Genomic DNA, 12609 nt, shown 5'->3' with positions numbered 1-12609 from the left:
AGGGCAACGCCACCGCCAGCACCAGCAGCGCCGCCCCCGTCAGCCAGGGCTGCACCCGACCAGACAACCGCAAAAACCGACCAGGATTGGCAAAACGGTGCAACCTGTGGCCGGGCGCAAGGACGGGCGGTGCGCCGCCTTGCCCATGCTTCGCGGCCGGCATGGCCATCTCGCCCGACGACGCCATGGCTCCGGCCTCCAGCTGCGCGGTCAAGGCGTGCCGCGGTCCGGGCGATCGGCCTGCGCGCCGCCCTCCGGGGCGGGCGCCTGGTGCACCGCCGCCGCGGAGGCCGGCGGCGGATCGAGGGAGGCCAGCGGGGGCGTCCCGCCCTCGATCTCCGACCGCGGCGGCGAGACGAAGAGCGGCGCGGGCGCCGTGCCCTCCGCCATCTTGATCCAGCCGGCGGCGTAGGGCGCGCGGATGGCGAGCAGCAGCAGGACCGCGAGCAAGAAGAGCAGCCCGAAGGGGAAGCCGCCCGCGATCGTCAGCATCATGTTGATCGCGCCCGGAATGGCCAGGGCCGCGAGCAGCACGAAGGGGCGGGAATGCTCGGGCAGGTCGTCATACCAGCGATTCACCCGCACCACCCAGTCCGGGGCGGTGATCTCCATCCGGGCGCCCGATCCGGCTGCCTCGGACTCCCCGGCCTGGAGCCAGCCGAAGGCGTGCGGCAGCCGGATCGCCGTGATCGCGGCGATGGCCAGCAGCAGCAGCAGGCCGAACGGAAAGCCGACGGCGATCGTCATCAGCATGTTCAGGGCGCCGATGACGATCAGGCCCCAGATCACGACCTGGAAGCGCCACGCCTCCGGAATCCCGTCGTACCAGCGATTCCAGCGATACAGCCGATCAGCCTGGGTCATGCGTGCCTCCGGTGCCAGGGGGGAATGAGGGATCGGCGCCGCGCCGCGCTCGCCAGCCCGCGTCGGGTCTGGTAGGAGCCAGCACGGCCCGCGAGCCGGTGCTGCCGCAGCAGGAATCGCCTTGATCGAGCACCCGATACCCGCATCGGCGCGGCAGGAGAGGCAGCGCCGGCTGGGCTGGCGGCCCATCCTCGTCGCCGTCGCGGCCGCCTGCGGCGTGGCGGTGCTGGGGGCCCTGGCCACCGATCTCGGCGATTGGTACCGCCAGCTGCGCCGCCCCGCCTGGCAGCCGCCGGACTGGCTGTTCGGCCCTGTCTGGACGCTGATCTATGGGTTGACGGCATGGGCCGGCCTGCGCGCCTGGCGGGCCGCGCCGGATACCGGGGCAAGGCGGCGGCTGCTGGCCCTCTATGCCGTGAACGGCCTCCTCAACATCCTCTGGAGCGTGCTGTTCTTCACCCTGCACCGGCCGGACTGGGCGCTCCTCGAGGGCGTGTTCTTCTGGGCCTCGGTGCTGGCGATGCTCGTCGCCTCGGCGCGGCATGACCGCCTGGCCGGCTGGCTGCTCAGCCCCTATCTCGCCTGGGTCGGCTTCGCGCTCGCGCTCAACGGGGCGATCCTGCGGCTCAATCCGGTGGGCTGACCGCATGCTGCAGGCGCTGTTCTCGAGCGGGCGCGTGGTCGATCTGGCGCTCGCCCTCATGCTGGTCGAGGCGGTCGCGCTGCTGGCATTGCGCCGCAGTCGCGGCGGCGGCCTCGCGCCGGCCGAGCTGCTCGCCTTCCTGCTGGCCGGCGCCGGCCTGCTGCTGGCCCTGCGCGCGGCCCTGGTCGGCGCCGCCTGGGAATGGGTCGCCCTGCCGCTGGTCCTGGCGCTGCTGGCGCATCTGGCCGATCTCGGCCTGCGCTGGCGCCGCGGCTCGTCGCGCTGAGGCGCATCGCGGGTCGGATCGGCCAGAGCGTGATCGCCTGAGGTGGAAACACCGAAGGCGTGACTCACGCGACACAACGATACGCCAGACCATGGTCCGCGAACCCGAGTGAACGGATCATGGTCTGGGGTCGCGCGCATCGCTCAGCCGAACAGGTCGATCGGCGAGTCGCGGCGCAGCGCGGTGCCCAACGCCAGGCCGATCGCGGCGGCGTCCACGGCCCGTCCTTCCGCGACCCGGCGCAGCAGGAAGGACCCGTCCGGCCGCGCCACCAGCCCGGTGAGGCGCAGGCCGCCCCCCGGCAGCAGCCGCGCATGGCCGCCGATCGGCGTCCGGCAGGAGCCGTCGAGCGCCCGCAGCAATTCCCGCTCGGCGGTGGCGACCGCCTGCGCCTCCGGGTCCGCGATGGCGGCGAGGAGGGCGCGCAGCTCCACATCCTCCGCCCGCACGGTGACGGCGACGATGCCCTGGCCGGCGGCTGGCACCATCACCTCGGGGTCCAGCACCAGCCCGGCCTCGGCTTCCAGCCCCAGCCGGCGCAGCCCGGCCAGGGCGAGCATCGAGGCCGCCGGATCGCCGACCGCCCGCACCCGGGCGAGCCGGGTCTGCACGTTCCCGCGCAGCATCTGCACCCGCAGGTCCGGCCGGGCATGCAGCAACTGGCCCTGCCGCCGGGAGGAGGCGGTCCCCACCACCGCGCCGCGCGGCAGGCAGGCCCAGGGATCGTCCGGATCGCCGGACGCCTCGCCCGGCCGGCCGCAGCTGGGGCCGAGGATCAGCGCATCGCGCGCATCCTCCCGCTTCAGGGCGCAGGCCAGCACGATCCCCGGCGGCAGCTCGGTCTCCAGGTCCTTCAGGCTGTGCACCACGAGATCGACGCGGCAATCGAGCAGGGCCTCGTGCAATTCCTTGGCGAAGAGGCCCTTGCCGCCGATATCGGCGAGGCGCCGGTCGAGGATGCGGTCGCCGGAGGTGGAGAGGGCGCATTCCTCGAACACCCCGCCGATGCGAAGGATCGGGCAGAAGCCGGCAACCAGCGCCGTGAAATGCCGCGCCTGCCACAGCGCCAGGGGCGAGGCGCGCGTGCCGATGCGCAGCGGCCGGTGGCGGGCGGAGGCCGGGTCGCGGCGCAGCCCGGCCGGCGGGGCGGCGAGCGGCGACAGCACCGCGCCATGCAGGGCGACCTCGGCCTCGAGATGCTGCAGGCCGGTCATGCCCGTGCCAGCCCGGTCAGATGCGCGAGGTTCTTGAAGAAGATGCGGGCATGCGCCAGCGGCCGCGCCTTCACCAGCTCCTTGTTCATGTAGGCGTCCCAGGTGAGCTGCTGCACGTCCCGGTCGCGGCAGATGGAGACGAAGCGTTCGCGCCGCCCATCGTCGCGGTACCAGTAGTGCTGCATGATGCCGAGAATCCAGAAGACGCCGCCATGCAGGCGCATGAAGCGCCGGCGGGCGCGGCGGAGCGCGCGGGCGTCGCCGCTCAGCAGGAAGCCATGCGCGGCATCCGCCGCCAGCCGGCCGCCGAGCATGGCGTAGTAGATGCCCTCGCCCGAGGCCGGGGCGACCACGCCCGCGGCATCGCCCGCGAGCACCACGCCGCGGCCATCGTCCCAGCGCCTGAGCGGCCGCAGCGGGATCGGCGCCCCCTCGCGCCGCAGCGTCTCCGCGCCCTCGAGCCCCGCCTTGCGGCGCAGTTCGCCGATCGCGGCGCGCAGGCCGAAGCCCTTCTGCATCGAGCCGGTGCCGATGCTCGCCGTCTCCCCATGCGGGAAGATCCAGGCGTAGAAATCGGGCGAGAGGCTGCCGTCGTAATGCACGTCGCAGCGCGTGGCGTCGTAGGCGGCGGTGCCGGGGGCGGGCGAGCGGACGATCTCGTGATAGGCGTAGACGCAGGGCACCGTTGCCCCGGGCAGGCATTGCTTCGCCACCGCCGAGCGCGCCCCGTCGGCGCCGACCACCACCCGCGCCCGGACCGCCCGCTCCTCCGTGCCGCCCTTGGCGCGGTACCAGACCAGGGAGCCGCCCTCCGGCAGCGGCTCGAGCCGCAGGAAGCTGCCGGCGCGGCGCTCGGCGCCACAGCGCGCGGCGCGGTCGCGCAGCCATTCGTCGAAGCTCTCGCGGTCCACCATGCCGACGAAGCCGTCGCCGACCGGCATGTCCACGCTGCGGGCCGAGGGCGCGACGATGCGGGCGCCGGCGATGCGCGCGACCAGCAGGCTCTCCGGCACCGCGAAATCGGCCATCAGCCGCGGCGGGACGGCGCCGCCGCAGGGCTTGATGCGGCCCATGCGGTCGAGCAGCAGCACCGAATGCCCAGCCCGGGCGAGATCGGCCGCCGCGGTGGCGCCGGCGGGCCCGCCGCCGACCACGACGGCATCGAAGGCCTCGTCGTCCGGACGGTGTTGCGCCGGGCGGGGGGAAGCCCGCGACACCGGCTCGGCCGGCGATCCCAGACAGTCTTTCATGCGTCCCGCTCCCGTATGCTCGTCCGCAGGGTCATGGCGCCGCACTCCGTCCGCAGCAGGCCGGCCGCCAGGGAGGCGGCGGCGAGGAAGAGCAGGGCATTGCCGAGGAACACCGCGCCATAGGCGGCGGGCGCCGCGCCGAGCAGGAGCCGCGCCAGGTCGAGCGCCGCGGTGCTCGCCACGCCGCCGAGGCCGAAGGCGATCGCCTGCGCCGCGCCCCAGAGGCCGATGCGCAAGCCCTCGCGCGGCCCGCGCGCCGCGAGCTGCATCATCGAGGCGATGGCCGCGGCGGCGAAGGCGTCGTTCGCCAGGCCGAGGCCGGCGAAGGAGAGGCCGAGCGGCCAGTCGCCGCCCGCCAGCCCGGAGAAGGCCAGCAGCGCCATGCCGCAGGCGGAGGCGACGCAGCCGGCGACGCTCCAGGCCTGCAGGGCGCGGAAGGAGCGCACCAGGCCGGCCGCCAGGGCGACCAGCACCATGCCGCCCAGCACGCCGCCATGCTGCAGCGAGGCGAGGCGCGTCGACTGCCCGAGGCTCAGCCCGAAGACCTGCCCCGCGAAGGGCTCCAGCATCAGGTCCTGGGCGCTGTAGGCGAGCATGGAGACGAAGACGAAGAGGGTGAAGCGCCGCGTCACCGGCTCGGTCCAGACCTCCGCCAGGGCGCGGCGGAAGGGCAGCGGCACGGCCGGGGCCGGGGCCGGGCGGGGCAGGGCGGCCGGCTCCAGGCCGCGGAGCGCCAGCAGGGCGAGCAGGAAGGCGAGGACGCAGATGCCGGTCGCCACCGCCAGCAGCCGCCCCGGCGAATAGGGGTCGAGCAGGCGGCCGGCCAGCGCCGTGGAGACGACGAAGCCGGCGATCATCATGATCCAGACGATGGAGGCCGCCGCCGCCCGACGGGCCGGCGCCACGCGTGCCGTGAGCAGCACCAGCAGCGCGGTGCCGGCGGCCGAGACCCCGGCGCCGATCAGCAGGAAGGCGGCCAGCGCGGCGAGGAGGCCGAGGAGGAGGGCGCCGGCCGCCATCAGCGCCACCGCGCCGGCGGCGCCGATGCCGCCGAGCGCGAGCACCGCCATGCCGCCGATGATCCAGGGCGTCCGCCGGCCGCCGGCATCCGAGCCGTGCCCCATCCAGGGGCGCAGCACCTGGATGGCGTAGTGCAGCCCGACCAGCAGGCCCGGCAGCAGCGCCGGGAGGGCGAGCTCCACGATCATGATCCGGTTGATGGTCGAGGTGGTCAGCACGACGACCGCGCCGAGCGCCGTCTGCACCAGGCCGAGGCGCAGGATGCCGCCCCAGCCCAGCCCGGCGGGCGCCTGCGGCATCCGCGCGGCCGCCACCGCCTCAGCCCACCGAATCAGGGCGCAGCGCGTGGGCGCTGGCCAGCATGCCGAGGACGTAGAGCGAGACCCCCGTCGCGCCGTACCAGGGCGCGAGGCCGCGCGGGTCGCGCAGCAGCCGCAGCATCAGCCCGAGCTGGCCGAGCAGCAGCAGCGCCACCGTCGCGGCCTGCCAGGTGGCGCCCCAGCGCAGCAGCAGCGCCGCCACGGCCAGTTGCGGCAGGGCCATGGCGAGGCAGGCCACCCGGCCCGCCAGGGCCGGGCCGAGCTGCACCGGCAGCGTGCGGATGCCGAAGCGCCGGTCGCCCTCGACCGACTTGAAGTCGTTCAGCGTCATGATGCCGTGCGCGCCCGCGCCGTAGAGCAGCGCGACCAGCAGCAGCCGCGGCGTCAGCGCCTGGCCGGACAGCACGGCGGCGGCGGTGATCCAGGGCAGGGTCTCGTAGCAGAGGCCGCAGGCCGCGTTGCCCAGCCAGCCATTGCGCTTCAGCCTGAGCGGCGGCGCGCTGTAGGCCCAGGCCAGGGCCACGCCGAGCAGCGTCGCCGCGAAGCCCCAGGGGCCGAGCAGCGCGCCGACGAGCAGCGACAGCGCGGTCCAGGCGAGCGCGAGGCCGAGCCCCCAGCGGCCCGGGATGCGGCCGGAGGGGATCGGCCGGTCGGGCTCGTTCACCGCGTCGACATGCCGGTCGAACCAATCGTTCACCGCCTGGCTCATGCCGCAGACCAGCGGGCCGACGAGCAGCAGGCCGAGCAGCGCCAGGGGCCAGCGCTGCAGCACCGCGCCGGAGGCGACGGCGCCGCAGCCGAAGGCCCAGACGGGCGGGAACCAGGTGAGCGGCTTCAGCAGCTCCAGCACATCGCCCGGGCGGGGATGCGTTCGCGGCAATGCGGCGGCGAGAGCTGGCTGGGCCATGCGGGTCTCCTAGCTGTCCTCGAGCTGGTTCGCCTCGGGACCGAGATCGCCGAGGCCGTAGCGGCGCAGCTTGACGTAGAGGCTCTGCCGGCTCAGGCCGAGCAGCTCGGCGGCCGAGGCGCGGTTGTCGCCGGTGAGCTGCAGCGCGGCCTCGATGCAGAGCCGCTCGATCACGTCGGTCGCCTCCCGCACGAGATCCTTGAGCGGGACGCGGCCGATGAGCTCGGTGATCTGCCCGACCGAGCGCAGCGGCTCCGCCCGGTTCGGGGCGGTCGCGAGGCGCATGCCGACATCGCGGATGGCGAAGCCGAAGCAGTCGCGCCCGCCGGCCTCCGTCACCGACACCGCGGAGACCTCGACCTCGGTCGTGCCGCCATGCTCGCCGCGCAGCGTCGTGGCGAAGAGCCGGACCGAGCCGCGCTGGCGCAGCGTGCCGGTCAGGACATCCATCTCGACGCCCTGGCGGCCGAGCCAGCGGCCGAGCGGCTCGCCCAGCGCCTGATCCTCGGTCACCAGCTGCGCCGCCTCCAGGAAGGCGGCGTTGGTGGTGAGGATGCGGCCCTCGTGGTCGGTCACCACGAAGGCGTCCGGTGCGCCCTCCACCGCCTCGAGCAGCTTCGACTTCGGGCGCGGCAGGGCGAGGGCGGGCAGGTCGGTGCGGGCCGGCGACAGCCGCACGAGGAAGGTCGTGCCCTCCTCCTGCCGCAGCAGGGAGACCGCGACATTGACCTCCCGCCCATCCGGCTCGAGCGGGGCGACGGTCTCGTCGGCGCGGCCGCCGGCGCGCACGCCGGCGAGCAGCAGGCGGACGCTGTCCTGGCTCTCCGGCGCGAAGGCCTCGGGGAAGTAACGGCCCACCATGCGCTTCGCGGCCTTGCCGAAGAGCAGCGCCGCGGCCGGGTTCATCTCGACCACCCGGCCGCTCGGCGCGTCCACCACCAGGATCGGCTCCGGCGAGATCTGGAACAGCAGGCGGTAGCGGGTCTCCGCCTGGCGCAGGCGGGCATAGTCGCGCTCGACGGATTGCTGGGCCTCGACCAGCCGCTGCTGCAGGCTGGAGACGGGCCGCAGGTCCCGGCCGAAGACCACCGCCCGGTCGGCGGTGCCGAGGCGCACGGCGGCGCAGAGGATCGGCACCGAGCCGATGGCCGGCGCGAGCTGGTTGAGGTGCCGCCATCGCGGCGTCCGGCCGGCGACCGCATCGCGCAGCAACTCCTCCGCCTTGGGCCGGCTCTCGACGGTGACGGTCTCGATCCAGCGCCGTCCCAGCCAGTCCGTGCCGGCGGCGAGGTCGCGCGCCAGGTCCTCGGCATTGATGGCGAGGTCGTGGATGACGCCATCGGCCGTCAGGATGATTGCGATGTCGGACGCAGCCGCGATCACCGAGGCGGTGGCATCCGCGTCGAGGTTGCCGAGCGACAGCCTGGGAGCCTTGAATGACGTCACGGAGACAGTGATCCTTGTGTTCGCCAGTGAGAGCTGGGTCGTTCCCCCTTACTTTTCTTCGCTTACCTGATGTCACGCTCGGCCAGCAGCGCCAGCAGGGTTTCCGCCTGCAATGCCGCCTGCCGGCCGTCCTGGGCGGTTGCGTCGGCGCCGACCTGCGCCGCCAGTCCGGGATTCTCGTTGAAGACCCTGCCGCCTACCATGATGCCGATCGCCTCGTTGCGGGAGCTGCGCCGGACCCTATGGATCATCTTCGGCAGGCGGTCGATCCCGTCGTCGCAGCTCACCGAGAGCCCGAGCACCGCTAACCACTGCCCGCCGACAAGATCGATCAGCTCATCCTCGGTTGAGCAGAGCTCGCTCCAGACATCCCAGCCGGCGCGGAGAAAGAATTCGGTCACCATGGTGGGGCCGAAGGTGTGGTGCTCGCCCGGCATCGACAGCAGGGCGGCGCGGCGACGCAGGTCGCGCCGCCGCGTCGGCGGCAGGAAGGCGGGGCTCAACTGCCGCAGCACCTGCTGCAGCCGGCCGAGGCCGAGGGTGACGTCGGCGAAGCTGCACAGGTCCTCGACCCAGAGCAGGCCGAGCCGGCGGGCGGCGGGCGCGAGCAGCTCGAGATGGAGACGCTCGAGCGTCACGCCCCGCAGGCGCAGCGTGTCGACGAAGCAAAGGGCCGTCGCCGCGTCGCTGGTCATGACCAGGGCGACGAGGGCCACCACATCCTCCGGCCCGGGCAGGGCCTCCTCGTCCTCGCCGGGATCGTCCAGTCCCGTTGACTGGCCGCTCTGGCGGAGCAGGAGGCGAGGCACGACCTCGGCCTGCACCGCCGTGGCCAGCAGGGCGCGCAACTCGTCGGCGGCACCGGGCGGCGTCAGGATCGGGGAGCAGGCAGGCAGCAGTTCCGGAAGCAGGATGGGCCGGGTGGGTGCGAGCTTCGCGGCCGGGAGGCCCGCAGCGCGCCACGGCATGTCCCCGATCACGTGGTTCTCGCCTGGCCGCCCTGTCGAGGCGACCATAGGCTTTTCCACCATTGGGCCCTCCCTTGTCGTCTTTTTCCCCGACGCCTCCCGGAGTGTCAATGCGTATTTACGTCAATGTAGATTGACACCCGGGAGACAGCCGCCTTAGCCTTCTGCATGGACAAGGAGGCCGGCGGCGGAAATCCTGGCAAACCAGAAACGGCATCGGACCACACCGCTTCCTGTTGCGTCGGATGCCAGTCTCCTTGCCAAGCATCTCGGCCAGCCGACGCCCGTGAGGGAGGGTTTGTCAAGCAATGCTTACGCTCGGCGTCCTGGACCGTCTGATCGACAGCATGCATGCCTGCCCGTGGGGGGCCACCACCGGACGGGCGAAGCCGCGCAGCGCCGCGCTCTACACGGCCGAGGAAAGGATGCGGCGCGACGCCTCGCCCTGGACCTTGGTGCAGGGCGTGCTCGCACCGCTGCAATTCCTCGTCTTCCTCGTCAGCTTCGGCCTGGTGCTGCGCACGCTGCTGACCGGCGAGGGCGCCGCCGCGGCGGCCGCCTCGGTCGTGCTGAAGACCCTCGTGCTCTACACCATCATGGTCACCGGCTCGATCTGGGAGAAGGTGGTCTTCGACCGCTGGCTCTTCGCCCAGGCCTTCTTCTGGGAGGATGTGTTCAGCATCCTGGTGCTGGCGCTGCACACCGCTTACCTGGCGGCCCTCTTCCTCGGTTTCGGCGACCCGCGCTCGCAGCTGCTGCTCGCCCTCGCCGCCTATGCCGCCTATGTCTTCAACGCCGCGCAGTTCCTGCTGAAGCTGCGCGCCGCGCGGCGCGAGGGCGCCGGCCTGAAGAGCCGCGGCGCCGCCGCCGCGGGCTTCGCGGGATGAGCGGCGCGAGCGCCCTGCCGGGCGGGCCGGGGACCGTTGGCGCCGCGATGCCGGTGCTGCGCGAGCGCGGCCAGCGCGCGGTGTTCTGCGGCCTGACCAGCATCGTCTGGCTGCACCGCAAGGTGCAGGACGCCTTCTTCCTCGTCGTCGGCAGCCGCACCTGCGCGCATCTGCTGCAATCCGCCGCCGGCGTGATGATCTTCGCCGAGCCGCGCTTCGCCACCGCCATCATCGAGGAGCGCGACCTCGCCGGCCTCGCCGATGCGAATGAGGAGCTGGACCGGGTGGTGGAGCGGCTGGTGGCGCGCCGGCCGGAGATCCGCCTGCTGTTCCTGGTCGGCTCCTGCCCCTCCGAGGTGATCAAGCTCGACCTCGCACGCGCCGCGGCGCGGCTGTCGCAGCGCCTGTCGCCGGCGGTGCGGGTGCTGCACTACTCCGGCAGCGGCATCGAGACCACCTTCACCCAGGGCGAGGATGCCTGCCTCGCGGCGCTGGTGCCGGAGATGCCGGCGACGACCGACCGCTCCCTGCTGGTGATCGGCGCCCTGGCGGAGGTGGTGGAGGACCAGATGCGCCGCCTGCTCACGGCGCTCGGCATCGGCCCGCTGCATTTCCTGCCGCCGCGCCGCGCCCAGGACCTCGCCGCGGTCGGGCCGAACACCCGCTTCCTGCTGGCGCAGCCCTTCCTCGGCGATGCCGTGCGGGCGCTGGAGGCGCGCGGCGCCCGCCGGATCCCCGCGCCCTTCCCGCTCGGCGCCGAGGGCACGACGCTCTGGCTGCGCGCCGCCGCCGAGGCCTGGGGCATCGGGCCGGCGCGCTTCCGCGAGGTCACGGCCATGGCGGAGCGGCGCGCACGGGAGGGGCTGCTCCGCATCCGCGACCGACTGGCCGGCCAGCGCGTCTTCTTCTTCCCCGACTCCCAGCTGGAAGTGCCGCTGGCGCGCTTCCTCTCGCGCGAGCTCGGCATGGTGCCGCTCGAGGTCGGCACGCCCTATCTGCACCGCGAGCACCTGGCCGAGGAGCTGGCGCTGCTGCCGGCCGGCACGCCGCTGAGCGAGGGCCAGCACCTGGAGCGGCAGCTCGACCGCTGCCGGGCGGCGCGCCCGGACCTGACGGTCTGCGGCCTCGGCCTCGCCAATCCGCTGGAGGCCGAGGGGCTGGCGACCAAATGGTCGATCGAGCTCGTCTTCACGCCGATCCAGGGCTACGAGCAGGCGGCCGACCTGGCCAGCCTCTTCGCCCGGCCGCTGGTGCGGCGCGACCGGCTGGCGGTGTAGCGCCATGCGCCTTGCCGTCTGGACCTATGAGGGGCCGCCGCATATCGGGGCGATGCGCGTCGCCACCGCGATGCAGGGCGTGCACTACGTGCTGCACGCGCCGCAGGGCGACACCTATGCCGACCTGCTCTTCACCATGATCGAGCGGCGCGGCGAGCGGCCGCCCGTGACCTACACCACCTTCGAGGCGCGCGACCTCGGCGGCGACACGGCGGCCCTGCTCCGCGCCGCCCTGCACGAGGCCTGCGAGCGCCACCAGCCGCAGGTCCTGCTGGTCGGCGCCTCCTGCACCGCCGAGCTGATCCAGGACGATCCCGGCGGCCTGGCCCGCCGGATGGGCCTGCCGGTGCCGGTGATCCCGCTCGAACTGCCGGCCTATCAGCGGCGGGAGAATTGGGGCGCCGCCGAGACCTTCTACCAGCTCGTCCGCGCCTGCGCCGGCCCGCCCGGGCCGAGGCCGCCGCGCCCGGCCGGCGCGCCGCCCCGCTGCAACCTGCTCGGCCCGACCGCCCTCGGCTTCCGCCACCGCGACGACCTGCTGGAGGTGCGGGCGCTGCTCGCCGGCCTCGGCATCGCCGTCAATGTCGTGGCGCCGCTCGGCGCGACGCCCGCCGATCTCGCCCGCCTGCCGGAGGCGGATTTCAACGTGGTGCTGTATCCGGAGGTCGCCGAGCCGGCGGCGCGCTGGCTGGAGCGCAGCTTCGGCCAGCCGGCGCTGCGCGTGGTGCCGATCGGCGTCGGCGCCACCCAGGATTTCCTCGCCGAGGCGGCACGCCTCGCCGGGCTCCCCCCGCCGGCGCCGGCCGCCGCGGCCTCGCGGCTGCCCTGGTACTCGCGCTCCGTCGATTCGACCTACCTCACCGGCAAGCGGGTCTTCCTCTTCGGCGATGCGACGCATGCGATCGCCGCGGCCCGGGTGGCGACGGAGGAGCTCGGCTTCGAGGTGGTCGGCCTCGGCAGCTACAGCCGCGAATTCGCCCGCGAGGTGCGGGCCGCCGCCGCGCAATACGGCGTCGAGCCGCTGGTGACCGACGACTACCTGGAGGTGGAGGCGCGGATCGCCGAGCTGCAGCCCGAGCTGATCCTCGGCACGCAGATGGAGCGGCACATCGCCAAGCGCCTCGGCATCCCCTGCACGGTGATCTCGGCGCCGGTGCATGTGCAGGACTTCCCGGCCCGCCACTCGCCGCAGATGGGGCACGAGGGCGCCAACGTCCTGTTCGACAGCTGGGTGCACCCGCTGATGATGGGACTGGAGGAGCATCTGCTCGCCATGTTCCGCGAGGACACCGAGTTCAACGACGCGGCGCCGCCCTCGCATCTCGGCCACGCGGCCGCGGCGCCGCCGCCGCCGGACCTCGCCGCCTGGGGGGCGGAGGCCGAGCGCGAGCTGCAGAAGGTTCCCTTCTTCGTCCGCGGCAAGGCGCGCCGCAACACCGAACGCTTTGCCCGCGAGCGGGGCATCGTCACCATCACGGTCGAGACCCTCTACGATGCCAAGGCGCATTTCGCACGTTGACGCGGCGA

The 12609-nt window shown here is 73.7% G+C and carries 12 protein-coding genes and 1 pseudogene; 5 read left to right on the top strand and 8 right to left on the bottom strand.

Features of this window, described 5'->3' with window-relative positions:
* Window positions 1–214 (bottom strand): annotated as a pseudogene (locus DOO78_RS27895) (hypothetical protein); the annotation flags it as partial.
* Complete coding sequence (locus DOO78_RS18080) at window positions 211–864, bottom strand: hypothetical protein (protein ID WP_111471262.1); 654 nt, start codon at window positions 862–864, stop codon at window positions 211–213. The pseudogene DOO78_RS27895 and the gene DOO78_RS18080, both read right to left, overlap by 4 nt.
* Before the next feature lie 121 nt (window positions 865–985).
* Here DOO78_RS18080 and DOO78_RS18075 point away from each other — a divergent pair, with 121 nt between their 5' ends.
* Together DOO78_RS18075 and DOO78_RS18070 are read left to right on the top strand one after the other, a co-directional pair.
* Window positions 986–1507: a TspO/MBR family protein gene (locus DOO78_RS18075; RefSeq protein WP_243634589.1), complete on the top strand. Its 522-nt coding sequence runs from the start codon at window positions 986–988 to the stop codon at window positions 1505–1507.
* Window positions 1508–1511: 4 nt separating this feature from the next.
* Window positions 1512–1793 (top strand): hypothetical protein, encoded by a 282-nt coding sequence (locus tag DOO78_RS18070; protein ID WP_243634588.1) that lies wholly within the window; start codon window positions 1512–1514, stop codon window positions 1791–1793.
* A gap of 143 nt (window positions 1794–1936) precedes the next feature.
* Here DOO78_RS18070 and hemC read toward each other — a convergent pair whose 3' ends face one another.
* From hemC to DOO78_RS18040, 6 genes are all read right to left on the bottom strand, one after another.
* Complete coding sequence (hemC, locus tag DOO78_RS18065) at window positions 1937–2998, bottom strand: hydroxymethylbilane synthase (RefSeq protein ID WP_408887580.1); 1062 nt, start codon at window positions 2996–2998, stop codon at window positions 1937–1939.
* 5 nt (window positions 2999–3003) lie between these two features.
* Entirely contained in the window at window positions 3004–4257 is a 1254-nt protein-coding gene (locus DOO78_RS18060; protein WP_111471260.1) for a geranylgeranyl diphosphate reductase, read from the bottom strand.
* Window positions 4254–5576, bottom strand: a complete 1323-nt coding sequence (locus tag DOO78_RS18055) for an MFS transporter (RefSeq protein WP_111471273.1) — start codon at window positions 5574–5576, stop codon at window positions 4254–4256. Before DOO78_RS18055 ends, DOO78_RS18060 begins: the two co-directional genes overlap by 4 nt.
* A 19-nt stretch (window positions 5577–5595) precedes the next feature.
* Entirely contained in the window at window positions 5596–6504 is a 909-nt protein-coding gene (chlG, locus tag DOO78_RS18050) for a chlorophyll synthase ChlG (protein ID WP_111471259.1), read from the bottom strand.
* 9 nt (window positions 6505–6513) lie between these two features.
* Complete coding sequence (ppsR, locus tag DOO78_RS18045) at window positions 6514–7950, bottom strand: transcriptional regulator PpsR (RefSeq protein WP_111471258.1); 1437 nt, start codon at window positions 7948–7950, stop codon at window positions 6514–6516.
* A 62-nt stretch (window positions 7951–8012) separates the two neighbouring features.
* A complete protein-coding gene (locus DOO78_RS18040; protein WP_128080082.1) occupies window positions 8013–8798 on the bottom strand; it encodes a cobalamin B12-binding domain-containing protein in 786 nt (261 codons plus the stop codon).
* 467 nt (window positions 8799–9265) lie between these two features.
* Between DOO78_RS18040 and bchF the strand changes: the two genes are divergently transcribed.
* From bchF to bchB, 3 genes are read left to right on the top strand one after another with little or no spacing between them, the layout of a single operon-like run.
* Window positions 9266–9805 (top strand): 2-vinyl bacteriochlorophyllide hydratase, encoded by a 540-nt coding sequence (gene bchF / locus DOO78_RS18035; protein ID WP_111471272.1) that lies wholly within the window; start codon window positions 9266–9268, stop codon window positions 9803–9805.
* Window positions 9802–11082: a ferredoxin:protochlorophyllide reductase (ATP-dependent) subunit N gene (locus tag DOO78_RS18030; protein WP_111471256.1), complete on the top strand. Its 1281-nt coding sequence runs from the start codon at window positions 9802–9804 to the stop codon at window positions 11080–11082. The genes bchF and DOO78_RS18030 overlap by 4 nt, the downstream gene beginning before the upstream one ends.
* Window positions 11083–11086: 4 nt before the next feature.
* The gene (gene bchB, locus DOO78_RS18025; protein ID WP_111471255.1) at window positions 11087–12601 is read left to right on the top strand and encodes a ferredoxin:protochlorophyllide reductase (ATP-dependent) subunit B; all 1515 of its coding nucleotides are present in this window, start codon (window positions 11087–11089) and stop codon (window positions 12599–12601) included.
* Window positions 12602–12609 lie beyond the last annotated feature (8 nt).

This window comes from Roseicella frigidaeris, assembly GCF_003258945.1.
Taxonomy (GTDB): Bacteria; Pseudomonadota; Alphaproteobacteria; order Acetobacterales; family Acetobacteraceae; genus Paracraurococcus; species Paracraurococcus frigidaeris.
This window is presented reverse-complemented; position numbering and strand designations above follow the sequence as displayed.